Here is a 23,726-nt window from a genome sequence, read left to right as displayed (position 1 = left end):
CAGCTTATTCACAATGCTTAACCCACGACCAAGTTTGACGTTTGCCAGAGATTTGCCAGCTTGATTGATTGTTTAGGTAGTGCTGGAGGAATAGCAAACCTTGTGGAAGAGGAGTTTCCTGTGACTCAACATTTGAGGTTTCTCTGTTGAGAGAATACGCACTCCCTTGGCTTAGCACCAACCCTAGCGCGTAATCAGAATACACTTGGGTTTCATACTCTTTGTAAAGCTCAGGCAGGGGCTGGTCGAAATCGATGACCATGACTTTATGCTCAGGGTACTGGCTTAAATAGAGATAGGCTTCAATCAATGCACTATGAAATGTGTCGACGCCAGAAGCGATTGAACTAAGAGGAATCGGGGCTTTAGCGGCAATCGTCGTTAATCCAGCGGCTGTGTTATGTACGGATTGGGAAAAGGCCATTGGAGAGGCATCTTCACCTTCGAGAATGGATTGAATCAATGTTGCGGTTCGATGCAGTTCACCATGACGGCTGGCAAAGACTAAGAAGTGGATCTCGTTGCCTTCAAGCAATGTTAATGCGGTTTGCACAGCAAGCTTACTTTGCAAACTCATGCGGCGGCGCATCATAGGAGGAATGGCTTTGAAGTTAGTGGTTGTGTCTTCAGGCCACTGCGTTGTCGTACTCCATGTCTGCCAATCCGATTGAGTCATGAGCCCCGGCGAATTCGCACACCACTTTTCAATATTGAACGACATTAAATGAGATTGATTTGACATAGAGTATTGATTTGAATTGGGTCTAATTAAATACTATGCGAGATAAAGACAAATATAGGTAAGGAAATACAATGAAATTATTCAAAATTGCAGCTTCGATGTTATTCGTTTTGGTTCTCGCAGGTTGTGGTCGTGTACAGCCAGTTATGAACGTTGAGGATACTCCAGTTGCACATAATCTTCAAAGTAAACAGGTAAAATCAGCGATTTATGAGTCAGCGATTGATCGTGGCTGGCTAGTTTCTGAAGTGAAGCCTGGTCTTATTCGTGCAGAGCTATATGTTCGCTCTCACCACGCAGTGGTTGAAATTCCTTACAGCGATAAGTTCTACTCGATTCTATATGTAGAGTCAGAGAACCTAAAATATGACGATGGCGAGATTCATCGCAACTACAACCGTTGGGTAAACAACCTGAACGTTGATATTAAACGAAAGCTAGCGCAAATGGCGGCTGAATAGTTTTAGAACAAATAAGTTAGGTTTTTTGTGTCCAATTATAATTTAGATCCATTCAATGCACTTCAGGCTAAAACAGAAGCTCAGAAGCTCTCTTTTGCGCCGATAGTGTTCCACACTGCGCGCACATTGCGTGATTTAGGGATATTAAAAGCCCTCGATGAGGTGGGTGAGCAAGGTTTAGACGCTAGCGATATTTCAGCTAAAACTGGCGTATCCGAATACGGTGTTAAGGTCCTACTCGATATGGCGTTAAGTGCGCATATTGTATTGTGGGAAAAGCCAAATTATCGATTGGCAAATCTTGGTTTCTATCTGCTACATGACGGCATGACTGAAGCTAATATGGATTTTACAGCGGATGTTTGTTATGCCGCAATGATGCACCTAACCGAAGCCATTCAAAAGGGCACGCCTGCGGGACTGAAAGAATTAGGCGAGTGGGAGACTATCTACCAAGGTCTATCTCAATTGCCTCAACAGGCGAAAGAAAGCTGGTTTAAGTTTGATCATTTCTATTCTGATCGCTCGTTTCCGATTTTGCTGGAAAAAGTCTTCGAAAAGCAGCCTAAATCGCTGGTGGATATTGGTGGTAACACGGGGAAGTGGGCACTGCAGTGTTGTGGGCATGACTCGGATGTTGAAATCACGATAGTTGATTTGCCGCAGCAATTAGAGATGGCAATGGCTAATGCCAAAGAACAAGGCTTTGAAGATCGCATCACACCTTATCCCGCGAATATGCTGGATAAACAGCAAGCCTTGCCGACTGGCGCAGATGTATGGTGGATGAGTCAGTTCTTAGATTGTTTCTCTCCGATGGAGATCTTAAGCATTCTTAAGCGTGTACGTTCACATATGTCAGAGCAGGCGACCGTTTATATTCTGGAACTATTCTGGGATGCGCAAAAATACGATGCAGCCTCTTATAGCTTGAATGCAACATCGCTGTATTTCACCTGTTTAGCCAACGGAAATAGCCGTTTCTATCGCAGCGAAGATTTCTTAGAGATTGTTGCTGAAGCAGGATTTGAAGTGGTGGCTCGTACCGATGACATCGGGCTAGGGCATACACTCCTTGAACTTAAAGCCGCTTAGCGCTTAATTTTGGTGATGACAGTAATGAGAAAAATAAAGACTCAAGTTGTGGTTATCGGTGCAGGGCCTTCGGGCTCGATTGCCGCGGCTCTACTCCATAAAAAAGGAGTGGATGTTCGTGTGATTGAGAAGAGCGTTTTCCCTCGCTTTTCCATTGGTGAAAGTCTATTGCCAGCTTGCATGGAAGTCGTTGAACAAGCAGGAATGACTGATGCTGTGAAATCTGCCCAGTTCCAATACAAAGATGGGGCTGCGTTTCGAAAGCGTGGGGTATATACCGCTTTCGATTTCCAAGACAAGTTCTCCAAGGGGCCTGGTACTACGTTTCAAGTTCAGCGAGGCACTTTTGATAAAGTACTTGCCGATGAGGCACAAAATCAAGGTGTGGCTATCGATTACCAGCACGAGCTTATCGATATTCGTTTTACTGACCAGCACGCCATTTTGGATGTTCAACCTGAAGGGGAAGACGCGTACCAAATCGAGGCTGATTATGTATTAGACGGCAGTGGCTTTGGTCGTGTGCTGCCTAAGATGTTAAACCTAGAAGAGCCATCTAGTTTACCTCCTCGTAAGGCAGTGTTTACCCATATCAAAGATAATATTGATTTGGCGGAACATGGCTTAGAGTACGATAGAAACAAGATCCTTATTTCTGTCCATCCAACCAACCCTGACGTTTGGTATTGGCTAATCCCATTCAGTAATGGTGTCTCTTCATTTGGTGTGGTGGGTGAACCAAGTTTCTTTGAAAACTACCCTGAAGATAAGATTGCCCTACTAAAGCAGTTAGCCAGTGAAGAGCCGGGTTTGGCCAATATTCTAAGCCAAGCGGAGTACTCTAATCCTGCTGGTGAGATTGGCGGCTATTCAGCAAATGTGAAGCACCTAGCGACTGACAGATACGCTTTGCTGGGTAATGCGGGCGAGTTCCTCGACCCAGTGTTCTCTTCAGGTGTGACCATTGCAATGAAGTCTGCCGAGTATGCAGTAGATTGTGTCGCAAGACATGTGAACGGCGAAGCAGTGGATTGGGACAAAGAGTATGCGCAGCCTCTGATGAAAGGGGTAGATACATTCCGTACTTATGTAGAAGGTTGGTATTCGGGTTCGCTGCAGGATGTAATTTTCTACGAGAAACCTAATCCAAAGATTAAGCAGATGGTCTGTTCTATTTTGGCTGGTTACGCGTGGGATGAGTCGAATCCGTATGTGAAAGAGTCTCAGCGACGCTTGTCTGCTTTGGCGGAATTGTGCCAAGAGTCTTAGTTACTTAACATCGATATGAAAAAACAGCGACTTCGGTCGCTGTTTTTTATTGCGGGTAGAGAATACAACGGCTTCGTAGACGCATAGCTATCTACAGAGAGGCGTGACTATTTGAGATCAATACTGTTTAGGCGTCCCATAAACACAAGCAGGTCAATCACATCTTTATGTGCCTCTAATAGAGCACGCTTGGTTTGGCTGTATGCGGCAAGTCTGCCATGTTTTCTGATTGAGCAGACCTTAGTTCGATACTTATATTCACCGTTCTCGGCAAACACTCGCCACTTGGCGATATAGCATTCGTCGCGATGTTCAGGATCGCTCTGAGTGGGATTAGGCTTGAAGACAATTTTAGGCTCTAGGCTGTGTGGTAGCCGCGTCATTAGGTATGGGTCTTTGAGCACCTTGCCCCAGAATTTTCCCCATAGCTGTTTACCAAGTTCATCGCGTAGCTTTATGGTTTTTTTGAGCGCTTTCTCTTCACCAAGACGCACGAACCCCACCGACCGATGCAGCACAGTATCGTCAGGTGTGTGAATATGGATCTTATATGCAGTTTTGCCTTTTGAAATGAAGCGGTAACCGGTGGCTCCAATCAGGTTATTCTCACTCATAGCTTACTAATTGATGGTTATGTTATTAGTAAGATTACGCCAAATATCAGAAAAACAGAAACCAATTGAGCGGAAAAAATAAAGCCCTGAATTTTACTTCAGGGCTTTGCTATATATCTTAATGGCTTACATGATCTTCTGCATTACGTCGCCAATTTGAATGCTGCCTGCTAAGTTAGGCTGCTCAATGGTCAACTCTGCTTCGTTCTCATAAACTCGAGTCACGGTAAGGGTGATGTCACTCTTAGATACTTTGTTACGCGGCAAACCATTTTGATCGATAAATGAGCCTGTGTGCCACAGCTGTAGCTTGTCGCCCTGTTGAACGCCGTGTAAACGCCCTAGATCCATCGTCACTGTATTACCAAAGACCGCAGCCACTTCTGGTAGGGTGATTTTACAAGACACTTCCGACTCCAAGTCGAGCATGATATTTCGGCTTACTCGCAACATCATGCTGCCATAGGTTGATGCCCAAAAACGCGCACTCTTGGTATCCACTTCACTGGTTTTCGGAAATGGCCATTTTGCTACCTCGCGGTAACTGCGGTTGTAAACTTGATGGCCAGTTTTGCCGTCATACACCTGCATCTCTAAAGCGAATTGACGGTTAATTATATCGTCTTGCAGGAGTTTAGACTCGATAGTTGCCGTTAAATCGGTAATGGTGCCGCCAATCACGTATTGCGCTCCATGGTCTTGCGCGATCATTTTCAGTGTTTCTGGCTGGCGTCGGTCTATCTCGTAATCAGTGGTACCAACAGAAACAAAACTGCGCGACTCTTGAGACAGCTGACGGTTTATCACATGGCTGAAGTCATCGCCAATGTTGTAGACACGCCCCATTACCGCCTGTTGTGGAGAGGCAAGGTCAACGTTGCCGACTAAAAACGTCTTCTTGTACTGGCTTTCATGGCAACCATTTGCCGAAGGATAAATATCGATGCGAGCAGTGATCATGATGTTGCCGCTGCGCTTTCTCTCTTTATCGACAAGGATGTATCTCACTTCATGGTTAGTGAATTGATACTCTTTTTGTCCTGCTTGTAGATAAGGGGTTAGGTTCGCGATACTGCCAATATCTCCCCCTGAGAACTGCATCGCTTTGTAAATGGCATCTTCAAGTGCATGAACTCTTGCCGCATCTTCAGACGCGACGATCGCCGCTGTACCGGTAACTTCAAACCATGATGCATGAGCATTGAAGGTCATAGTGAGCAGTGAACCTATTGAAAATAGTGTGGAAAATATTTTTTTCATCTATTCGTTACCAGTTGGGTATAAATATTGCTTAACAAATTATCAGAAGCGAATTGCTGATTTGAGTGCCGCTTTTATTAATGTGAACAATTAATCAAAAGCAAAGACTGTTCCAACATTGTAATCCATTAAAGGAAAGAGTGGTGAGAATAGGTTGCACAGTCTGGCACTAAAACATCTGGAGATAACACAATGAAAAAATGGCTTGTAGTAATCAGTGTAATGCTAATTACATCATGTGCTTATTCGCCTATCTATAACGGTAAGTCTGAGTACGCTGGTAGTCAGTTTATGTTAATGGATAGCCCACGTCATACTATGGACTTCTTCGTCGAGAGTATGACTGAAGATTTGATTATGTCTAACACCAGCGTGTCGGCGCGTACGCCTATCGCCGTCACCTCGTTTGTTGACCTGCAACATATGGATTCTACTAACTGGCTAGGCAACTCAGTCTCTGAAGGCTTTATCCATCAGTTTCAGCGTCGAGGCTTTAAAGTGGTAGACTTTAAGACAACCGGTTCGATTCAGGTAACTCAACAAGGTGACTTCGCTTTGAGCCGAGACTGGAAAGATCTAGCACAGGAGCAGGATGTTCAGTATGTATTGACTGGTACTATGCTGCGCCAAGAGGGTGGTGTGTTAGTTAATGCTCGTGTCGTAGGTATGCAAACGCGTATCGTTGTTGCAACGGCGCAAGGTTTCTTACCGGCAGACCGCATTGGTCGTGACCTAGACACATTGAACAGCATTCGCACTCAAGATGGCGTGATCATTCGCTCAGACCCAACTATTAAGCAGCCATATACGGTTATTCTTCGTCCATAGGAGCCTGTCATGAAGAAGGTGATATTTTTAATCGCAGCATTGTTACTTGTTGGCTGTCAGCCACTGCAAACCATGCGACCAGACGACTTCTTGGTGGCGGTTGGCTACGCAAGTATTAGCGAACAAAAAGGGCGTAACGACGAAGAGAAACGAATTCGAGCAATGCGAGCTTCAAAGATTGATGCGTACCGTGAACTGGCAGAGCAAGTATATGGCATGCGTGTTAGTGGCCGCGCTGAGCTTGAAGACCAACGTCTAGGCACTGAGCTGACTTCAGGTGCGGTTGATGGTGTTATTCGAGGTGCAGAAGTGGTACGCAGCTACCCAGTGGGTGACAGTTATGTGACCGAGTTGCAGCTTGATATTAAGAAGATGGACAAACTGCGTGACTACGGTGAAGTTCAAGCCGTACCAGAAAAGAGACAACAAACACTTTTCTAATGTCACTCGGTTGATACTGTATTCTGCTGCTGGCTTTCCAGATGGCAAGTGGCAGACACAATGACTAGATTTGATGCAAAAAGCGGCAAGTATTGGATACTTGCCGCTTTTTTATTTTCGATGGTTTACGCTATTTATGATTGCTGAGACCGGAGCATGTTACTCAAAGGGAAGAATAGAGCTACGCTTTTACGTTGGTTCCTAACGTAGATATGGTATGCGTTTGCCCACCGGCATTGTATGTCATGCCTATTTTTCCATGGCTTTGTTGCATCATGTTGCTGAGTTTGTTGAAGCTCAGGTGTGCTCGGTTAAGTGCTTCACCATTAATAAGGTTTGCTTGTTGGCAATCGTGAATGATAGAGCGAATTTTGGCGACGAGTTCGATAAGCTCTGGCTTTTCGTTCAACTCGGCCACGTTAGTGTGCGCTGCTATTCTCTGGTCTGTACTTCTCAGTTGCTCAACCAGCACGACTTTTTCTTTAGCAATACGTTCAATCTCACTCGATTTTCTACTGGTAATGGCACTCTTTTCCGAACTAAGCAGTTCAGAGAGAGCTTGGGCGCTTTGAAGTTGAAAATTAACTAAATCTGCGAGTGCCGCCATACAAAAACCTAATCGAGCTTATAGTCAGTTGAACGAAAGACGAACTTATAGGCCTTTAAGCTCGTTTTCGAATTTGATCATGTTGTCAGCCAGTTTTTCTGGGTCAACAGTGTATGAGCCGTTTGCGATTGCTTCTTTAATCGCTGCGACTTTTACTTGGTCAAAGCTTGGTTGTGCGGCCATGTCTTGGTGCATTTGACCAATTGCTTTGCTTTGTTGGCTTAGTGACACCGCATCTTTACTTGCGGGCTTTGCCGATACTTCAGAGCTCGACGCTTGCGAACTGCTAGTATCAGTACGCGCTGTAGAGCGGTTAGTTGTCGTTAGGGTTTGGCCTGAACGAATGTTATCAATGCCTGCCATAGTTGAGCCTTTATCTACGAATATGGGAACCTGTACTGTCACTATCGACCGCTGGTTCGATTACTTTAGAGATTTTTAACTCGATTGTTGAAATCGCTAACAGAGTACCACTTTGGCAGGATAACGTGTTAACAAAGAAACAAATCTCTCATGTCGAAACGGGTTTCCTCTAACTTATTAGAGAGGACTTGCAACTCATTTATTAGAAATGAACGGTTACTTCCGACATATTGGTAACAATCCCTTCAATTATACGTTGTGATTTATCATTTTTCACTCTTACTTGGTCTCCCATTGAACCATCCGTTAATGCAGTGCCTTTTGTGGTAATGGTCATGCCACCTTTGACAGCTTGTATGATAACCTTCTCATTACGACAAACGACGCAAATATCACCTCTCTCAATAACGTCACCAGGGCGCAGGTTCTTTTTTACTTTAGCTCCGATGACTTGTTCAGGTAGGGTGTAACCTTGTCGGCGAAATTTGTTAAGTGAAATCATGGCGGTTGTGACATCATATTGACCGATTATCTCGCCTCGCGCGATGGTTCTTGTTGCAGTGACTAGTGGTGCAGATATAGAGAGTCGAACCGGAACGTATACTCGCCATTCATCAGGAACACATTGCACAAGAACGGTAATGCTACTGCGAGTATTGGTGGCGGTAGAGGCACTGGTTTCCAAGGGAATAGGGCAATCTGTAGCCTTGATCCTTGAGTCTACATTGGCAGATTGAACCAAGAGTTCACCGCCCATTGGCTGCTCAACCGTGTCGAGAATATGTTGCTCAGCTGCGGTTTGAATCGCCTCAATTTGTTCTGATGTCGCACCTTGTGCAAAAAAACTAAACAATATTGATATAATGCCGATAAACTTAGCGACAATTTTAAAAAAAGCTCTACATGTTGTTATGGAAAATGGTTGCAGATTTGAGTTATGATACGTCATTCTGTTTCTCTGATGGTTCGTAGCCTGTAGTAGATTAACACTTTTTAATCAAAAAAGTTTGATATGGAGATGCGCTCATGACGGGTATTCTGGATTCAGTGAATCAGCGTACGCAACTCGTCGGTCAAAACCGATTAGAATTACTAACCTTTCGCCTAATGGGGCGTCAGCGCTATGGTATTAACGTATTTAAGGTTAAAGAAGTACTACAGTGTCCTAAGCTGACTTCAATGCCAAACTTGAACCCGCTGGTTAAGGGTGTTGCGCACATTCGTGGTCAAACTATCTCAGTTATTGACTTAAGCTTAGCTATTGGCGGTCGCCCAACAACAGACGTAGAAAAGTGTTTTGTTGTAATTTCTGAGTTTAACCGTACTATTCAAGGTTTCTTGGTGAGCTCTGTTGAGCGTATTATCAACATGCACTGGGAATCTATCTTGCCGCCACCTGATGGCGCAGGTAAAGCGAACTACCTGACTGCGGTAACTAACATCGATAATGAACTGGTTGAAATTCTCGATGTAGAGAAAATTCTTGCAGAGATCTCTCCTGTTGATGAAACAATGGACAGCAAAATTGCTGAAGAGATTGCAGAAGTTGAGCAAGAGAAACCACTTGTTCGACGCATTCTTATTGCGGATGACTCTACCGTTGCTCGTAAGCAGGTACAGCGCGCAATCGAGTCTATCGGCTTCGAAGTTATTGCCGTTAAAGATGGTAAAGAAGCGTACGAGAAGCTGATGCAGATGTCGGCTGAAGGCAGTATTTACGACCAGATCTCTCTCGTTATTTCGGATATCGAGATGCCAGAGATGGACGGCTATACACTGACTGCAGAAATTCGCCGCCATGCAGAACTAAAAGACTTGTATGTAATTTTACACTCTTCGTTGAGTGGCGTATTTAACCAGGCCATGGTTGAGCGTGTGGGTGCAAACTCATTCATTGCGAAATTTAACCCAGATGAGCTTGGTTCAGCGGTGAAGTCCGCATTAACTGAATAGAAAAGAGACATTAATGACTGCTATAACAATTAGTGATCAAGAGTATCGTGATTTTAGCCGCTTTTTAGAATCTCAATGTGGCATTGTACTCGGTGATAGCAAGCAATATCTTGTACGCAGTCGCCTTAGTCCTTTAGTTGCAAAGTTTAAACTGGCGTCTCTGTCAGATCTATTGAGAGATGTAGTAACGGGTAGAAACCGCGAGTTGCGCGTGGCGGCTGTAGATGCCATGACGACCAACGAGACACTTTGGTTCCGAGATACTTACCCGTTTGCCGTGCTTGCGGATAAACTCCTTCCGGAAATAGCGGCAAATAAGCGTCCAATTAAGATTTGGTCTGCGGCAAGCTCTTCTGGCCAAGAACCGTACTCAATGGCAATGACAGTGCTTGAGACTCAAGCACGTAAGCCAGGTATGCTGCCAAATGTTTCGATCACAGCAACAGACATCTCTGCGAGCATGCTCGATATGTGTCGTGCTGGTATCTATGACAATCTTGCGTTAGGCCGTGGTCTGTCGCCTGAACGTCGCCGTACCTTCTTTGAAGACGCGGGCGATGGTCGTATGAAGGTAAAAGATAATGTGAAGCGTATGGTTAACTTCCGTCCGCAAAACCTAATGGACAGCTACGCGCTGTTAGGTAAATTCGACATTATCTTCTGTCGTAACGTACTGATTTATTTCTCGCCAGACATGAAGTCTAAAGTGTTAAACCAGATGGCTAACAGCCTTAACCCTGGTGGCTACTTACTGTTGGGTGCGTCTGAGTCTTTGACTGGTCTGACAGACCGTTTTGAGATGGTTCGCTGTAACCCCGGCATCATCTATAAGCTCAAGTCGTAACAACAGTAAAGACATTCCAGTTTTTCTTATCAAACCCAGCCATCGTGCTGGGTTTTCTTTTTTGTCTCGCTCGGTATATCTTTAGATCAGAGTGACATTCCAATTTACTCTATTCTTGGCTTGTATATTGCAAGTTTAACAGCGAGTGACCGATAAAAAGCATTCATTGTTCTATTGGCTTTAAAAGTTGGTATACATATTGCTTTGGTTATTTCATAACAGTCAGTTCTTGAGTTGAGGTTTACATGGCTATTTCTTTTGACAACGCATTAGGCATTCACCAGCACACGGTTGGTGTACGTGAGCGCAACGCTGAGGTGCTTTCCACCAATATCGCGCAAGCAAACACGCCTGGTTATAAAGCAAAAGGATTAGACTTTAAAAAATCACTGCAGGCGGCAAGTTCTGGGGCAAGCATTGGTCTTAGCCGCACGGACGGTCGGCATATTTCTGCCTCAACGACGGTTAATGGGGAAACTAAGTATCGTATTCCTACTCAACCTGATACAGGAGATGGCAACACGGTGGATTTGGATTTAGAACGAAACTTGTTCATGCAAAACCAAATCAGGCATCAAGCCTCTCTAGACTTCTTAGGAAGTAAATTCAAGAACTTAACTAAAGCGATTAAAGGGGAATAATTAGATGAGCTTATTTAATGTATTCAATGTGACTGGTTCTGCGATGAGTGCTGAATCTGTTCGTCTAAACACGACCTCAAGTAACCTAGCTAACGCGGACAGTGTAAGTAGCTCAGCTGATGAGACTTACAAGGCACGCCATGCTGTGTTCGGCGCTGAGTTAAGTAAGGCACGCAATAGCGGTCATACCGTGCCGGTGAAAGTATTAGGTATCGTAGAAAGCGATAAACCGCTTAGCGCGGAGTACAACCCAGATCACCCATTAGCAAACGACGAAGGCTACATCTACAAGCCAAACGTTAATGTTATGGAAGAGATGGCAAACATGATTTCAGCTTCACGTGCGTACCAAACAAACGTACAGGTTGCTGACTCGAGTAAACAAATGCTGCTGCGTACGCTGCAGATGGGTCAATAAGGATAAGGAGGTAGCATATGGCCGGAATCAATAATGTTGGTCAAAGCGGCTTGTCCTATGTTGATCAGCTTAAAAATCTTCAAGACAGCAAAAAGCCTGATGAAACAACAGGTAAGCAAGATCTTAAACAAGAAGACTTCTTATCGTTATTGACCAAGCAGCTTGCTCAGCAAGACCCTTTTAAGCCGGTCAGCAATGACCAGATGATTGCGCAAATGGCTTCATTTGCGACCGTAGATGGCATTGGCAAGATGAACACACAGTTTGAAAGCTTGAATTCATCAATGACATCTAACCAAGCACTTCAGGCCTCATCTTTAGTAGGGCGTGATGTGTTAGTTCCTGGTGCGGCAGGTGTGAAACCCGGCGATGGCGGCATGGCGGCAATGGTAAAACTTCCTCAAGCTATGGATAACTTAATGATCCGTGTTGAGAACGAAGTGGGCCAATTGGTCCGTACCTTTGATGTCGGCTCTAAGCCTGCAGGTGACACACGTGTTGAATGGGACGGAAAAGACGAAGACGGCAACCCATTGCCTGCTGGTAAATACAACGTGAAAGCGGCTGGTTTACTGGATGGCGAGAGCGCAGAGTTCCAAGTATCAACGTATGCGAACGTGAACAGTGTGCTTCTTGGCAAAGGTGATGGCAACGTACTACTCAATCTGGCTGGTTTCACATCGCCAGTACGACTTGCTGAAGTACTAGAAGTTGGCAAAGCGTAGCTCTAGATAGAGTGAATATGCTAGCTAGATAGATTAGGAGAATATCGGAATGTCATATGTAGCTTTAAGCGGTCTATCCGCAGCTCAATTAGATCTGAACACAACAAGTAACAACATTGCGAACGCAAACACATTTGGCTTTAAAGAGTCGCGTGCGGAGTTTGGTGATGTTTACTCAAGCTCTCTATTTACGAACGGTAAAACCACTCCAGGTGGCGGTGCTCAAGCAAATAAAGTGGCGCAGCAGTTCCATGAAGGTTCAAGTATTTATACGAACAACCCAATGGATTTACGTGTAAGTGGCACAGGCTTCTTCGCTGTGGCAAAAGACCGCATGGTACCTGAGATTAACGAACTAACACGAAATGGCGCATTTCACCTAAACAAAGATAACTACATGGTTACTTCTAACGATGAGTTTCTTCTAGGTTACGATGTTGATCCAAACTCGGGTGAAGTTCTTTCTTACGCACCGAAGCCACTGTCTATTCCAGCTGAATTTGGTAAGCCAAAACAGACTGAAAACATTGAAGTAGGTGTAAACCTGCCTGCAAACGGTGATCTTAAAGACCCAGCTGCATTTAACTTCAATGATGCAGATACCTACAACCGTGCGACCTCTTCAACGGTCTACGACTCTATGGGTCAGTCTTACAAGCTAACCACTTACTACTTAAAAGACCAAACCCAGCCGAACACATGGCAGACTTACTACACTATGACTGATAGTGAAGGCGAGAAGCCATTGAATATTGCTGGTGGTGATGCGACAAACGCGACGGGCCATGTTGGTCACACTATGCGCTTTAACAACGATGGTACTCTGGCGAGCCTAAACAACGGTCAACCAATTGTGTCGGAAGCGTTAGGTGCGGGTGCTGTACCGATGAACCTAAACGGCGCGGACGTTACTCAAACACTGAACTTTGGTCTAGACTCTTCGACGCAGTTTGCGGCACCGTTTGAATTGACGAAATTCGATGAAGACGGCGCAACAACAGGTTTCCTAACTAAGGTCGACTTCGATGAGTACGGTAGTGTTCTAGGTACATACTCAAACGGTGAAAACGTAATGCTAGGTCGTGTAGGTCTAGTACGTGTTCCAAACGAGCAAGGCCTAGATAAGAAGGGCGGCACTCAGTGGGATTCTACTAACTACTCTGGTGATAAAATCTGGGGTGAATCGAACAAAGGTTCATTTGGTGGCATCAACAACGGTTCACTAGAGCAATCGAACATCGATATGACTCAAGAGCTGGTTGACCTGATTTCTGCTCAACGTAACTTCCAAGCGAACTCGCGTTCTCTAGAAGTTCACAACCAACTACAGCAAAATATTCTTCAGATTCGTTAATACCTTCTTGGTCTGAATCATCTGCGAATACCCAATTCAATCCGTTTGAATTGGGTATTGTTGCTTGCCTATCTATTTGCCGCCTCAATTGCCGCGCGGTAACGTTTGTTCTTGCCACCCCTGGCAGAAAGGATCACTTTGATCTCTGTAATTCCTTTTTATCGACTTAACACATTGATTATAAACACCATTTCATAGTTGGCACAGCGATTGCTTTATTGGCTCTAGATAATGATTTTTTGGAGCAAAATTATGGATCGCGCACTGTTTTTAGCCATGAGTGGCGCAAAGCAAAATATGCAAGCTTTGCAGCTACGTGCCAACAACCTCGCTAACGTAAGTACAACAGGCTTTCGTGCTGATTTAGCACAAGCTCGTTCAATGCAAGCGTACGGTGAAGGTATGCCAACACGTGTCTTCAGCATGACAGAGCGTCCTGGTCATAATTTTGAACAAGGCAGCGTTGTGACGACCGGCCGTGATTTAGACGTAACCATTCAAGGTGATGGCTGGATTTCAGTGATGGATAATTCAGGTCGTGAAGGTCTAACCCGTAACGGTAATCTCAAGATCGACCAAAACGGTCTACTGACTAACGGCAGTGGTCATCTCGTTCTTGGTGAAAACGACGCACCTATAACCCTACCAATCCCATTAAGCAAAGTAGAAATTGGTACAGACGGTACGATTTCGGTGATTCCTCAAGGCGCTCCAGCTGAAGAACTTGCCGTTGTCGATCGCATTAAAATGGTTCGCCCAGATAATCAAACCCTATTTAAAGATACGAATGGTCTTTTCCGTTCGAAAAACCCAGATCAGGCATACGAAGCTGATGCAGCCGTTACGCTGCTGACTGGTGCCATCGAAGGCAGTAATGTGAATGCCGTCGGTGAGATGACAAGCTTGATTGACCTACAGCGTCAATTTGAAATGCAAGTCAAGATGATGAGCACAGCAGAAGAGATGGACAAGTCGTCTGATTCACTGCTTCGTATGAGCTAATAGAATTTAAAGGAAATTACTATGCATCCAGCATTATGGGTAAGTAAAACTGGTTTAGACGCCCAACAAACCAATATCTCAACAATTTCGAACAACCTTGCCAACGCATCAACGGTTGGCTTCAAAAAGAGCCGTGCCGTATTTGAAGATTTGTTCTATCAAAATATTAATCAACCGGGTGGCCAATCGTCTCAAAACACTGAATTGCCAAGTGGTTTGATGTTGGGTGCAGGTTCTAAAGTGGTAGCAACGCAAAAAGTGCACACTCACGGTAACGCGCAAACGACAACCAACAGTTTAGATATGATGATCGAAGGTGATGGTTTCTTCCAAGTTGAAATGCCAGATGGTGAGACAGGTTATAGCCGTAATGGTCAGTTTACATTGAATGGTGACGGCGCAATCGTAACTTCGGGTCAGGGTTACCCGCTACAACCTGAAATTGTTATTCCTGAAGATGCAATTTCGATTACTGTCGGTAACGATGGTGAAGTTTCAGTACGTATTCGTGGTGAGCAGAACAACGTTGTCGTTGGTCAGATTACGATCACTGACTTCGTAAACCCTGGTGGTCTTGAGCCAGTCGGTCAGAACCTTTACCTACCAACGGGCGCAAGTGGTGATCCGCAAGAGGGTGTACCAGGTTTTGATGGCCTAGGTAACATTCGTCAATCAATGTTGGAAACGTCTAACGTAAACGTAACCGAAGAGCTGGTAAACATGATTGAAGCTCAGCGTGTATACGAAATGAACTCAAAAGTTATCTCGTCAGTAGACAAGATGATGAGCTTTGTTAACCAACAACTTTAATCGTTAGATTAAGTAACGTGTAATTGTCCTTACTGCTGACTAAGAGAGTATCACCATGAAACGTATTTTTTGTTTAGCCCTGTTAGCTTCGATGACCGGTTGTACCATGTTGGATCCTATCGAAACGCCAGAACAAGAAAATGCCACGACCGTGGTCGATGCGGTAGAGGGGGATAAGTCGAGTGATGAGAGCTCTGGTATCGTGGACACACTGCGTGGTCGTACCGACCCAGTGGCGGGCGACCCTGCTTGGGCCCCAATTCACCCTAAGCAAAAACCAGAACACTACGCAGCAGCGACCGGCTCTCTATTTAACGTGAACCATATTGGCAGCATGTACGATGACTCTAAGCCACGCGGTATCGGCGACATCATTACAGTGGCACTTGATGAGAACACGCGTGCGACCAAAAAAGCCAACGCAGACATGTCTAAGTCGAATGACTCTTCAATGGAGCCATTGGCTGTAGGTGGGCAAGAGCTGACCATTGATAAATACAACTTCTCTTACGATTTAAGCAACACCAACACCTTTGCTGGTGATGCATCGGCTAACCAAAGTAACAGCATCAGTGGCTACATTACGGTAGAAGTGATTGAGGTGCTGGCTAACGGTAACCTAGTGGTACGTGGTGAGAAATGGATGACGCTGAATACTGGTGATGAATACATCCGCCTAAGCGGTACTATCCGTCCGGACGATATTGGCTTTGATAACACTATCGCTTCGAACCGTGTTTCTAATGCTCGAATTCAATATTCTGGTACTGGTGTGCAACAAGATATGCAAGAGCCTGGATTCTTGGCACGATTTTTTAATGTAGCTCTATAGCGATAATGACAGTGCCGATTGTTTGACCATTAACAAGCGGCATTGGATTTAGAAGAAATTTAATATAAATCAGAGCAATAGAGACAGGTTACTCCCATGAAAAAGCTAGCACTTGTACTTTTCGGCATGTTATTTTTTGCCACCACTGCTCATGCCGCTCGTATCAAAGACGTGGCAAAAGTTGCAGGTGTTCGTAGTAACCAGTTGGTTGGCTATGGTTTGGTTACGGGTTTGCCGGGTACTGGCGAAACAACACCCTTTACAGATCAAACATTTAACGCGATGCTGCAAAACTTTGGCATCCAATTGCCACCCGGCACTAAGCCAAAAACGAAAAATGTGGCAGCGGTAATCGTTACTGCCGAGCTTCCTGCTTTCTCTAAGCAAGGTCAAACCGTTGACGTTACTGTTTCTTCTATCGGCTCAGCAAAAAGCCTACGTGGCGGTACGCTACTGCAAACTTTCCTGAAAGGTCTTGATGGGCAAGTGTATGCCGTCGCACAAGGTAACCTAGTCGTGAGTGGTTTCAGTGCTCAAGGTAACGATGGTTCTAAGATTGTCGGCAACAACCCGAACGTCGGTATCATTTCAAGTGGTGCGACAGTTGAACAAGAGATCCCAACCCCATTTGGTCGTGGCGACTACATTACCTTTAACCTAATTGAATCTGATTTCACCACTGCACAGCGCATGGCTGATGCGGTAAACAACTTCCTTGGGCCACAGATGGCATCCGCTGTCGATGCGACTTCCGTTCGAGTTCGCGCACCGCGTGAGATTAGCCAACGTGTTGCTTTCCTATCTGCGATTGAAAATGTTGAGTTTGACCCTGCAGAAGGCTCAGCAAAGATCATTGTTAACTCCCGTACAGGTACCATTGTTGTTGGTAAGCACGTACGCCTACGCTCTGCAGCTGTGACTCACGGTGGTATGACGGTAGCAATTAAAGAAAATTTAAACGTTAGTCAGCCAAATGGATTCTCTGGCGGACAAACCGTTGTTGTTCCAGACTCAGACATCGAAGTCACGGAAGGTGACGGCAAGATGTTTAAGTTTGAACCTGGCCTGACTCTGGACGACCTTGTAAGAGCGGTCAACGAAGTGGGTGCGGCCCCTTCTGACTTAATGGCAATCCTTCAAGCACTGAAACAAGCGGGTGCGATTGAAGGCCAGTTGATCATTATCTAAAGGAGTAGGTCATGATTAAGAACAACAACGACATCGGTTTTATTCACGACATCGGAAGTCTTGATCGACTTCGTCAGCAAGCGGTCAATGGTGAAGAGGGCAGTGAGCAAGAAGCACTTAAAGCAGCAGCAAAACAGTTTGAATCTATTTTTACCTCTATGCTGTTTAAGTCGATGCGTGATGCCAACTCTAGCTTCAAGTCAGACATGCTCAACAGCCAGAATGAACAATTTTATCGTCAGATGCTTGATGATCAGATGTCGAGTGAGTTAAGTGCGTCGGGTTCGCTAGGTTTGGCGGATATGATTGTCGCTCAGCTTAGTGCTGGACAAGGCACAGACCAACAGGAATCGAAAGTACGCCAAGAAGGGTTTGACCCAGCGCTTGAGCGTCCTAAGTACTCTAAGAAAGTTGATAGGACAGAACGTCCAGAGAGTGTGGCAAACGTAGCGGCACAACCTGCTTCGTTCGACTCACCAGAATCCTTCGTTGCTTCAATGAGTCCGTATGCTGAAAAAGCAGCGCGTGCTCTGGGTGTCGACTCTTCACTACTTCTTGCTCAAGCCGCTCTAGAAACAGGTTGGGGCTCTAAGATGGTGAAAAACTCTTTGGGTAACAGTAACAACCTATTTAACATCAAGGCTGACCGAAGCTGGAAAGGCGATAAGGTAGCGACTCAAACCCTAGAGTTCCACGGAAAAACAGCGGTGAAAGAGCAAGCTTCATTCCGTTCATACGCTAACTTTGAAGAGAGCTTTAACGACTACGTGAAATTCCTAAATGAGAATCCACGTTACCAAACAGCGCTTCAACATCAAGGCAGCTCAGAAAACTTTATCAAAGGCATTCATAGCGCAGGGTACGCAACTGACCCTAACTACGCCGACAAAGTATTGAGAGTTAAAGCTAAGATCGACCAGATGAACTAGATTTACAAAGAGCTCACCAATTGGTGGGCTCTTCTTTTATTTGTTTCTCTTTTCCTATCTATTACTCCCCATTTTATCCATCCGATTTTCTTCTTTTAGCTCTTGATAATTAGCTTGGCACGTAAATTGCTTTTTAGACGTAAGGTTAATCAGTTTTTGCTGATTTTATTAGGTTTTTTGGGGGCATTATGGCGTCAGATCTGTTGAATGTAGGTACACAAAGTGTGCTTACTGCTCAAAGACAGTTAAACACCACAGGTCATAACATTTCTAACGCGAATACAGAGGGTTATAGCCGACAATCTGTAATTCAAGGTGTTAATGATCCGCGCCAATACGGTGGCCAAACCTATGGCATGGGCGTGCATGTGGAAAATGTTCGCCGCTCTTGGGATCAGTTTGCCGTTAATGAGTTAAACCTGTCGACAACTAATGCCGCTAATAAGAATGACACTCAAAGTAACATCGACATGCTCTCGGGTATGTTGTCGTCTACAGCCTCTAAAAAAATTCCAGAGAACATGAACGAGTGGTTCGACTCGATCAAAACTCTGTCTGATACACCGAATGATATAGGTGCTCGTAAAGTAGTACTCGAGAAGGCGGGGATCATTTCTCAGACCCTTAATGAATTCCACGAAACGATTCGTCAGCAGTCGGATGTTGCCAACAAAAAATTGGACATGGGTATCGAGCGTGTTAACCAACTCGCAATCGAGATTCGTGATGTTCAGCGTCTGATGATGCGTACTCCAGGTCCACATAATGACCTGCGCGACCAGCATGAAAAGCTGATCAATGAGCTGTCTGGATACACCAAAGTAACGGTAACACCACGCTCAAATGCGGAAGGTTTCAACGTCCATATTGGTAACGGTCATACCTTAGTTTCAGGTAGTGAGGCGAGCCAATTGAAGTTGGTTGATGGTCTGCCTGATGCCCATCAACGACGCTTGGCGATTGTTGAAGGCAAGGCGATAAAGCCGATTACTAGCGCAGATATCGACGGCAAAATTGGTTCGATGTTGGATATGCGTGATGAACACATTCCAGAGGTGATGGACGAGTTAGGCCGTATGGCTACAGCGCTCTCTTATCATGTCAACGAACTACAAAGCCAAGGTCTAGACCTTAACGGTAATGTTGGTCGCAATTTATTTACCGATGTGAACTCAGAGCTGGTGGCGAAATCGCGAGTAGTGACGAGCGGCAATTCGCAAGCCGATGTGGCGGTGTTTATTGATAACACCAATGCGCTTAAAGGCGGAGAGTACGGATTAAAGTACGACGGCAGTGATTATGTGGTCACTAAGCCGAGCGGTGAAACCGTTAAAGTTACCACTGACTCGAGTGGCAGTGCTTTCTACCTAGATGGTATGCGTGTTGAGATCCGCAATCCACCTGAATTAGGTGAAAAGGTTCTACTGCGACCAACGCGCAGTTTTGCTGCACAGATGCAAATTGAAAGCAATGATCCTAAAGATATTGCCGCACAGAGCTATGAAGCCTCGACAACCTTTGCCCAAGGTGATGCAGAATTTAAGATCCTTGCCGCAGGACAACTCCGTGAATTTGAGGTGATTGTCTCGCCACGTGGTGAACAATTTGCAGTGACGGATACCAAAGGCAATGTATTGATGCAGCCACAGCCGTATCCGCCATCTGGTCCAGTGACCGTAATGGGGACGACTTTTGAACTGACACCTGGTGCCATCGCCAACGATAAGTTTACCGCTAACCTTGTTCCCTCAGAAGGTGATAACGGCAACCTGCGGAAAATGCAGGACATTCAGACTAACAAGTCGTTGGATGAAGGTGAGTCGACTCTGCTTGATACCTATCACAACCTGAATACCAATACAGGTTTGAAGGCGTCGACCGCTAATCGTCTTAGTGAGATTGCGACGTTAGAAAAGCAGTCAGCACAAGAACGAATTGCTTCTATATCTGGGGTGAATCTAGATGAAGAAGCGGCAAACATGATGAAGTTTCAACAAGCCTACATGGCATCGTCGCGCATTATGCAGGCGGCAAATGAAACCTTCGATACCATCTTGGCCCTAAGGTAATAGGAGGGAACCATGTTAACTCGTATCTCCAGTTTCCATAATTACCAATCGGTTCAGAATGACCTGCGTCGTCAAGAGAACAAGGTGCATCATAACCAAGCACAATTGGCGTCGGGTAAAAAATTGCAGTCACCTAGTGATGATCCACTAGCGACTCACTACTTGCAGAATATCGGGCAACAGTCTGAACAGCTTAAGCAGTATGTAGATGCCATTACTTTGGTGAGAAACCGCTTGGAGCACCACGAAGTGCTGATCTCTAACTCTGAAGGCTTTGCTGATGAAGCGAAACGTACAGTGATGGAGATGATCAACGGTGCGTTGTCTCCAGAAGACCGCTTGGCAAAACAGCGTGAGCTGCAAGAGATTGCCAACAACTTTTTATACATGGCGAACTCGCAAGATGAGTCGGGTAACTACACCTTTGCTGGAACTAAGCTTAAGAATCAGCCTTTCTTTCGTGACAATGAAGGTAACGTGATTTACGGCGGTGATGACTATCAACGCAAGATGCGCGTGGCCAGTAGTTTTGAAATGCCAATGAACGATCCGGGCAGCAAGCTGTTCATGGAGATCGACAACCCATTTGGTGACTACAAACCGACGTATGAGTTGCAGTCAGCATCTGAACTGCTTCTAGAGCGTGCGACAAATAGTGAGTTCCAGGATCCTGCGACCTACAAAGTCACTTTCGTTGATATGCAGAACGGCAAGTACGCTTATCAACTAGAGAAAGATGGCAGTGTTGTTGCGGCAAAAGATTTTGATCCAACCGAAGGGATTAAATACGAAGGCCTACACATTGAGTTGCGCGGTCAAATCACTAAGGGTGATTCGATTGTGCTTGAGCCAAGAGAGAGCTTTTCGATATTTGATACCTTTCGTGATGCTGCAGCATTAGCAGAGTCGTCGGTTTCTGACTCATCTGCGACTGCACAGCTGCATCAGGCAACAGAAGAGTTTCACGCTGCTTTTATTCATTTAACTAAGGCTCGCACAGATGTTGGTGCGCGTTTGAATACACTGGATATTCAAGAGCAGCAACATGAGGACTTCAAGTTGTCACTGGCGAAAGCCAAAAGTAACTTTGAAGATTTGGACTATTCAAAGGCAATCATTGAGTTCAATGAGAACTCTCGTGCACTGCAGGCTTCTCAGCAAGCCTTTGGTAAAACGAAAGATTTGACCCTGTTTAATTACCTCTAACGTTTGTTCGTATGAATTGAGCCCTGCTTTATGCCTTATGTGCAATGCCGTAAGTGCGAGAGGGTTCTAAAAATTGCCGCTTTCTTACTCGTTTTGAAATGTAAGCAATGTAAGCGGCAAAAAGCGGCAACACACAGGTTAGAGAGATTACATAACAATAATCTATAGGTTAAGTAGACGATTAGGTCGTTTTTAAGTGATTGTTTTTGAATGAAATAAATTTATTTTTCGTCAATTTAAAAATTGGCACACAACTTGTATCTATGTAAGTCAGAAATTATTTATACAGGTCTTAAACCCTAACTTAGGGTTTAGCAAGTAATATACGGTCAGTGCTTATCCATATGAGAGTAAAGCTGGCCGCTTCGCAGAAAGCTTGCGAACTCATAAGGAGAGCAAAATGGCAGTTAATGTAAGTACTAACGTTTCCGCAATGACAGCGCAGCGTTATTTGAATAAAGCGTCTAATGACCTCGCAACTTCAATGGAGCGTTTGTCATCAGGCCATAAGATCAACAGCGCGAAAGATGATGCAGCAGGTCTGCAGATCTCTAACCGCCTAACGGCACAGTCGCGTGGTCTTGATGTGGCAATGCGAAATGCTAATGACGGTATCTCGATTGCTCAAACGGCTGAAGGTGCAATGAATGAGTCTACTAACGTTCTACAACGTATGCGTGACTTGGCAATCCAATCTTCAAACGGTACTAACACGGCTGCTGAACGTACAGCACTGAATGAAGAGTCTATGGCTCTTCAAGATGAGCTTAACCGTATTGCTGAAACCACTTCATTTGGTGGTCGTCGACTACTGAACGGTTCGTTCGGAGAGGCGTCTTTCCAGATCGGTTCTAACTCTGGTGAAGCGATGATCATGGCGTTGACCAGCATCCGTGCTGATGACTTCCGCATGGGTGGTACGACGTTTGACTCAGAGAACGGTAAAGACAAGAACTGGGAAGTACCAGCAGATGCTCGTGACCTTAAGCTTGAATTCGTAACCAAGTCTGGTGAAGAAGTGAAGCTTGAGCTGATGACCAAATCAGGTGATGACATCGAAGAGCTAGCGACGTACATCAATGGTCAGTCTGACTTGATCAACGCGTCTGTAACCGATGACGGTCGTCTACAAGTGTTTGTTGCTGAACCAGACCTACAACAAGGTTCTATGTCTATCTCTGGTGGCTTGGCTTCTGAGCTAGGTCTTAAGAGTGAAGGTCGTCAAACGACGGTACAAGACATCGACCTAATGACGGTTGCAGGCTCACAGAATGCAATCAGCATCATCGATTCAGCTCTGACTTACGTTGATTCACAGCGTTCTGATCTGGGTGCGAAGCAAAACCGTCTAAGCCACAGTATTAACAACTTGGCGAACGTACAAGAAAACGTAGATGCGTCTAACAGCCGCATCAAAGATACCGATTTTGCGAAAGAGACAACGCAAATGACGAAATCTCAAATTCTGCAACAAGCAGGTACTTCAATACTTGCTCAAGCAAAACAGTTGCCTAACTCTGCAATGTCACTATTGCAATAGTTATTGGTTGACCTTGCTGTTCGTGTCCAGACGTGGGCCATACAGCAAGGAAAACTGGCAAGCATACTTACTATTGAGTGTTTAGCTCTCTCATCTCTCACCTGCTTTACATTTTTACGGTAAGGATGCAACGGTAAGTCAGAATGTGTTCATTTCTCGATGATCTCCACACAGGCTCTGGCCACCACCTAGCCCCAGTTCTCTCAAAGGAAAAGGGGCTTTTTCCTTTCTAGCGTTCCTGTTTTTCCCCATTTAGCTTTCCCGCTTTTTAACATACTCCATTTATTTTCTTTCTGAATCCTGACCCTGCCAAAATTTTACCTGGTCAAAAATTACACGATCATTAAACGTCTCTTTTCTTAAATTTTCCCAAAATCCACCTTTGAAGTGCCCAATAGTTGAGCTCTTCTAATTTTAAAATGTGAACTTTAGATCTTTGTAGAATAAAAAGATCTTATTTATCCATTTGTTTTTATTGAGTTTATTAAATTATTTGGTTTTTTTTGAAGTTTTTTCTAAAGCTATACAAATTCGC

Annotated in this window: 25 protein-coding genes; 19 read left to right on the top strand and 6 right to left on the bottom strand. The window is 44.9% G+C overall.

Annotated elements, in window-relative coordinates; translation table 11 throughout:
• Positions 1-4: 4 nt before the first annotated feature.
• Positions 5-742 carry a beta-ketoacyl synthase chain length factor gene (locus tag AC6R05_RS11645; RefSeq protein ID WP_500647444.1) on the bottom strand — a complete coding sequence of 246 codons (738 nt, stop codon included), beginning with the start codon at positions 740-742 and terminating at the stop codon, positions 5-7.
• A gap of 71 nt (positions 743-813) precedes the next feature.
• On the opposite strand from AC6R05_RS11645, the gene AC6R05_RS11640 reads away from it, so the two are divergent.
• Genes AC6R05_RS11640 through AC6R05_RS11630 form a run of 3 tightly spaced genes read left to right on the top strand, consistent with a single transcriptional unit; the run spans position 814 to position 3,567 of the window.
• Complete coding sequence (locus AC6R05_RS11640; protein WP_032550104.1) at positions 814-1,203, top strand: hypothetical protein; 390 nt, start codon at positions 814-816, stop codon at positions 1,201-1,203.
• A 27-nt stretch (positions 1,204-1,230) separates the two neighbouring features.
• Entirely contained in the window at positions 1,231-2,298 is a 1,068-nt protein-coding gene (locus tag AC6R05_RS11635) for a methyltransferase (protein WP_500647443.1), read from the top strand.
• A 24-nt stretch (positions 2,299-2,322) separates the two neighbouring features.
• Positions 2,323-3,567 carry an NAD(P)/FAD-dependent oxidoreductase gene (locus tag AC6R05_RS11630; RefSeq protein WP_500647442.1) on the top strand — a complete coding sequence of 415 codons (1,245 nt, stop codon included), beginning with the start codon at positions 2,323-2,325 and terminating at the stop codon, positions 3,565-3,567.
• A 107-nt stretch (positions 3,568-3,674) separates the two neighbouring features.
• On the opposite strand, the gene AC6R05_RS11625 is transcribed toward AC6R05_RS11630, so the two are convergent.
• Complete coding sequence (locus AC6R05_RS11625) at positions 3,675-4,181, bottom strand: hypothetical protein (protein WP_032550110.1); 507 nt, start codon at positions 4,179-4,181, stop codon at positions 3,675-3,677.
• Between the two features lie 126 nt (positions 4,182-4,307).
• Positions 4,308-5,441 (bottom strand): flagellar assembly protein FlgT, encoded by a 1,134-nt coding sequence (locus AC6R05_RS11620; RefSeq protein WP_500647441.1) that lies wholly within the window; start codon positions 5,439-5,441, stop codon positions 4,308-4,310.
• Between the two features lie 192 nt (positions 5,442-5,633).
• On the opposite strand from AC6R05_RS11620, the gene AC6R05_RS11615 reads away from it, so the two are divergent.
• Complete coding sequence (locus AC6R05_RS11615) at positions 5,634-6,269, top strand: FlgO family outer membrane protein (RefSeq protein WP_032550114.1); 636 nt, start codon at positions 5,634-5,636, stop codon at positions 6,267-6,269.
• A 9-nt stretch (positions 6,270-6,278) separates the two neighbouring features.
• Positions 6,279-6,710 (top strand): flagellar assembly lipoprotein FlgP, encoded by a 432-nt coding sequence (flgP, locus tag AC6R05_RS11610; RefSeq protein ID WP_032550116.1) that lies wholly within the window; start codon positions 6,279-6,281, stop codon positions 6,708-6,710.
• A gap of 181 nt (positions 6,711-6,891) precedes the next feature.
• Here the strand turns inward: flgP and AC6R05_RS11605 are convergent, their stop codons facing one another.
• From AC6R05_RS11605 to flgA, 3 genes are all read right to left on the bottom strand, one after another.
• Positions 6,892-7,317, bottom strand: coding sequence for a flagella synthesis protein FlgN (locus tag AC6R05_RS11605; RefSeq protein WP_500647440.1), 426 nt, complete (start codon positions 7,315-7,317; stop codon positions 6,892-6,894).
• A gap of 45 nt (positions 7,318-7,362) precedes the next feature.
• On the bottom strand, positions 7,363-7,680 hold the full coding sequence (flgM, locus tag AC6R05_RS11600; RefSeq protein WP_032550119.1) for a flagellar biosynthesis anti-sigma factor FlgM: 318 nt from the start codon (positions 7,678-7,680) through the stop codon (positions 7,363-7,365).
• Positions 7,681-7,882: 202 nt separating this feature from the next.
• Complete coding sequence (gene flgA, locus AC6R05_RS11595; protein WP_500647439.1) at positions 7,883-8,629, bottom strand: flagellar basal body P-ring formation chaperone FlgA; 747 nt, start codon at positions 8,627-8,629, stop codon at positions 7,883-7,885.
• A gap of 77 nt (positions 8,630-8,706) precedes the next feature.
• On the opposite strand from flgA, the gene AC6R05_RS11590 reads away from it, so the two are divergent.
• From AC6R05_RS11590 to AC6R05_RS11525, 14 genes are all read left to right on the top strand, one after another.
• Entirely contained in the window at positions 8,707-9,633 is a 927-nt protein-coding gene (locus tag AC6R05_RS11590) for a chemotaxis protein CheV (RefSeq protein ID WP_372068273.1), read from the top strand.
• 13 nt (positions 9,634-9,646) lie between these two features.
• Positions 9,647-10,477, top strand: a complete 831-nt coding sequence (locus AC6R05_RS11585; RefSeq protein WP_032550122.1) for a protein-glutamate O-methyltransferase — start codon at positions 9,647-9,649, stop codon at positions 10,475-10,477.
• Between the two features lie 245 nt (positions 10,478-10,722).
• Positions 10,723-11,118 (top strand): flagellar basal body rod protein FlgB, encoded by a 396-nt coding sequence (gene flgB, locus AC6R05_RS11580; RefSeq protein WP_004736175.1) that lies wholly within the window; start codon positions 10,723-10,725, stop codon positions 11,116-11,118.
• 4 nt (positions 11,119-11,122) lie between these two features.
• Positions 11,123-11,536: a flagellar basal body rod protein FlgC gene (flgC, locus tag AC6R05_RS11575; protein WP_032550123.1), complete on the top strand. Its 414-nt coding sequence runs from the start codon at positions 11,123-11,125 to the stop codon at positions 11,534-11,536.
• Positions 11,537-11,553: 17 nt separating this feature from the next.
• Complete coding sequence (flgD, locus tag AC6R05_RS11570) at positions 11,554-12,261, top strand: flagellar hook assembly protein FlgD (protein WP_150895522.1); 708 nt, start codon at positions 11,554-11,556, stop codon at positions 12,259-12,261.
• A 49-nt stretch (positions 12,262-12,310) separates the two neighbouring features.
• On the top strand, positions 12,311-13,615 hold the full coding sequence (flgE, locus tag AC6R05_RS11565) for a flagellar hook protein FlgE (protein ID WP_032550125.1): 1,305 nt from the start codon (positions 12,311-12,313) through the stop codon (positions 13,613-13,615).
• Positions 13,616-13,867: 252 nt separating this feature from the next.
• Positions 13,868-14,617: a flagellar basal-body rod protein FlgF gene (flgF, locus tag AC6R05_RS11560; RefSeq protein WP_255231207.1), complete on the top strand. Its 750-nt coding sequence runs from the start codon at positions 13,868-13,870 to the stop codon at positions 14,615-14,617.
• Positions 14,618-14,638: 21 nt separating this feature from the next.
• Complete coding sequence (gene flgG, locus AC6R05_RS11555) at positions 14,639-15,427, top strand: flagellar basal-body rod protein FlgG (protein ID WP_032550127.1); 789 nt, start codon at positions 14,639-14,641, stop codon at positions 15,425-15,427.
• A 55-nt stretch (positions 15,428-15,482) separates the two neighbouring features.
• Positions 15,483-16,259 carry a flagellar basal body L-ring protein FlgH gene (gene flgH, locus AC6R05_RS11550; protein WP_150871414.1) on the top strand — a complete coding sequence of 259 codons (777 nt, stop codon included), beginning with the start codon at positions 15,483-15,485 and terminating at the stop codon, positions 16,257-16,259.
• Between the two features lie 96 nt (positions 16,260-16,355).
• Positions 16,356-17,447 carry a flagellar basal body P-ring protein FlgI gene (locus AC6R05_RS11545; protein WP_500647438.1) on the top strand — a complete coding sequence of 364 codons (1,092 nt, stop codon included), beginning with the start codon at positions 16,356-16,358 and terminating at the stop codon, positions 17,445-17,447.
• Positions 17,448-17,458: 11 nt separating this feature from the next.
• Positions 17,459-18,376 carry a flagellar assembly peptidoglycan hydrolase FlgJ gene (flgJ, locus tag AC6R05_RS11540; RefSeq protein WP_500647437.1) on the top strand — a complete coding sequence of 306 codons (918 nt, stop codon included), beginning with the start codon at positions 17,459-17,461 and terminating at the stop codon, positions 18,374-18,376.
• Between the two features lie 188 nt (positions 18,377-18,564).
• Positions 18,565-20,445 carry a flagellar hook-associated protein FlgK gene (gene flgK, locus AC6R05_RS11535; RefSeq protein ID WP_032550131.1) on the top strand — a complete coding sequence of 627 codons (1,881 nt, stop codon included), beginning with the start codon at positions 18,565-18,567 and terminating at the stop codon, positions 20,443-20,445.
• Between the two features lie 12 nt (positions 20,446-20,457).
• On the top strand, positions 20,458-21,651 hold the full coding sequence (gene flgL, locus AC6R05_RS11530; RefSeq protein WP_500647436.1) for a flagellar hook-associated protein FlgL: 1,194 nt from the start codon (positions 20,458-20,460) through the stop codon (positions 21,649-21,651).
• A 400-nt stretch (positions 21,652-22,051) separates the two neighbouring features.
• Complete coding sequence (locus tag AC6R05_RS11525; protein ID WP_032550133.1) at positions 22,052-23,191, top strand: flagellin; 1,140 nt, start codon at positions 22,052-22,054, stop codon at positions 23,189-23,191.
• Positions 23,192-23,726: the final 535 nt, after the last annotated feature.

This window comes from Vibrio sp. R11-SG3-ISO9 (assembly GCF_059834255.1).
The sequence above is the reverse complement of the archived record's forward strand: the minus strand, read 5'-3'. Positions and strand labels throughout refer to the sequence as shown.

Excerpts from the sequence above, each read along its gene's own strand:
- AC6R05_RS11625 (WP_032550110.1), bottom strand. The coding sequence starts at position 4,181 with ATGAGTGAGAATAACCTGATTGGAGCCACCGGTTACCGCTTCATTTCA.
- AC6R05_RS11620 (WP_500647441.1), bottom strand. The coding sequence starts at position 5,441 with ATGAAAAAAATATTTTCCACACTATTTTCAATAGGTTCACTGCTCACT.
- AC6R05_RS11640 (WP_032550104.1), top strand. The coding sequence starts at position 814 with ATGAAATTATTCAAAATTGCAGCTTCGATGTTATTCGTTTTGGTTCTC.
- flgH (WP_150871414.1), top strand. The coding sequence starts at position 15,483 with ATGAAACGTATTTTTTGTTTAGCCCTGTTAGCTTCGATGACCGGTTGT.
- AC6R05_RS11585 (WP_032550122.1), top strand. The coding sequence starts at position 9,647 with ATGACTGCTATAACAATTAGTGATCAAGAGTATCGTGATTTTAGCCGC.
- AC6R05_RS11615 (WP_032550114.1), top strand. The coding sequence starts at position 5,634 with ATGAAAAAATGGCTTGTAGTAATCAGTGTAATGCTAATTACATCATGT.
- flgC (WP_032550123.1), top strand. The coding sequence starts at position 11,123 with ATGAGCTTATTTAATGTATTCAATGTGACTGGTTCTGCGATGAGTGCT.
- AC6R05_RS11590 (WP_372068273.1), top strand. The coding sequence starts at position 8,707 with ATGACGGGTATTCTGGATTCAGTGAATCAGCGTACGCAACTCGTCGGT.
- flgL (WP_500647436.1), top strand. The coding sequence starts at position 20,458 with ATGTTAACTCGTATCTCCAGTTTCCATAATTACCAATCGGTTCAGAAT.
- flgG (WP_032550127.1), top strand. The coding sequence starts at position 14,639 with ATGCATCCAGCATTATGGGTAAGTAAAACTGGTTTAGACGCCCAACAA.
- flgB (WP_004736175.1), top strand. The coding sequence starts at position 10,723 with ATGGCTATTTCTTTTGACAACGCATTAGGCATTCACCAGCACACGGTT.
- flgE (WP_032550125.1), top strand. The coding sequence starts at position 12,311 with ATGTCATATGTAGCTTTAAGCGGTCTATCCGCAGCTCAATTAGATCTG.
- flgM (WP_032550119.1), bottom strand. The coding sequence starts at position 7,680 with ATGGCAGGCATTGATAACATTCGTTCAGGCCAAACCCTAACGACAACT.
- AC6R05_RS11545 (WP_500647438.1), top strand. The coding sequence starts at position 16,356 with ATGAAAAAGCTAGCACTTGTACTTTTCGGCATGTTATTTTTTGCCACC.
- flgP (WP_032550116.1), top strand. The coding sequence starts at position 6,279 with ATGAAGAAGGTGATATTTTTAATCGCAGCATTGTTACTTGTTGGCTGT.
- flgD (WP_150895522.1), top strand. The coding sequence starts at position 11,554 with ATGGCCGGAATCAATAATGTTGGTCAAAGCGGCTTGTCCTATGTTGAT.
- AC6R05_RS11645 (WP_500647444.1), bottom strand. The coding sequence starts at position 742 with ATGTCAAATCAATCTCATTTAATGTCGTTCAATATTGAAAAGTGGTGT.
- AC6R05_RS11630 (WP_500647442.1), top strand. The coding sequence starts at position 2,323 with ATGAGAAAAATAAAGACTCAAGTTGTGGTTATCGGTGCAGGGCCTTCG.
- AC6R05_RS11605 (WP_500647440.1), bottom strand. The coding sequence starts at position 7,317 with ATGGCGGCACTCGCAGATTTAGTTAATTTTCAACTTCAAAGCGCCCAA.
- flgF (WP_255231207.1), top strand. The coding sequence starts at position 13,868 with ATGGATCGCGCACTGTTTTTAGCCATGAGTGGCGCAAAGCAAAATATG.
- flgK (WP_032550131.1), top strand. The coding sequence starts at position 18,565 with ATGGCGTCAGATCTGTTGAATGTAGGTACACAAAGTGTGCTTACTGCT.
- flgA (WP_500647439.1), bottom strand. The coding sequence starts at position 8,629 with ATGACGTATCATAACTCAAATCTGCAACCATTTTCCATAACAACATGT.
- AC6R05_RS11525 (WP_032550133.1), top strand. The coding sequence starts at position 22,052 with ATGGCAGTTAATGTAAGTACTAACGTTTCCGCAATGACAGCGCAGCGT.
- flgJ (WP_500647437.1), top strand. The coding sequence starts at position 17,459 with ATGATTAAGAACAACAACGACATCGGTTTTATTCACGACATCGGAAGT.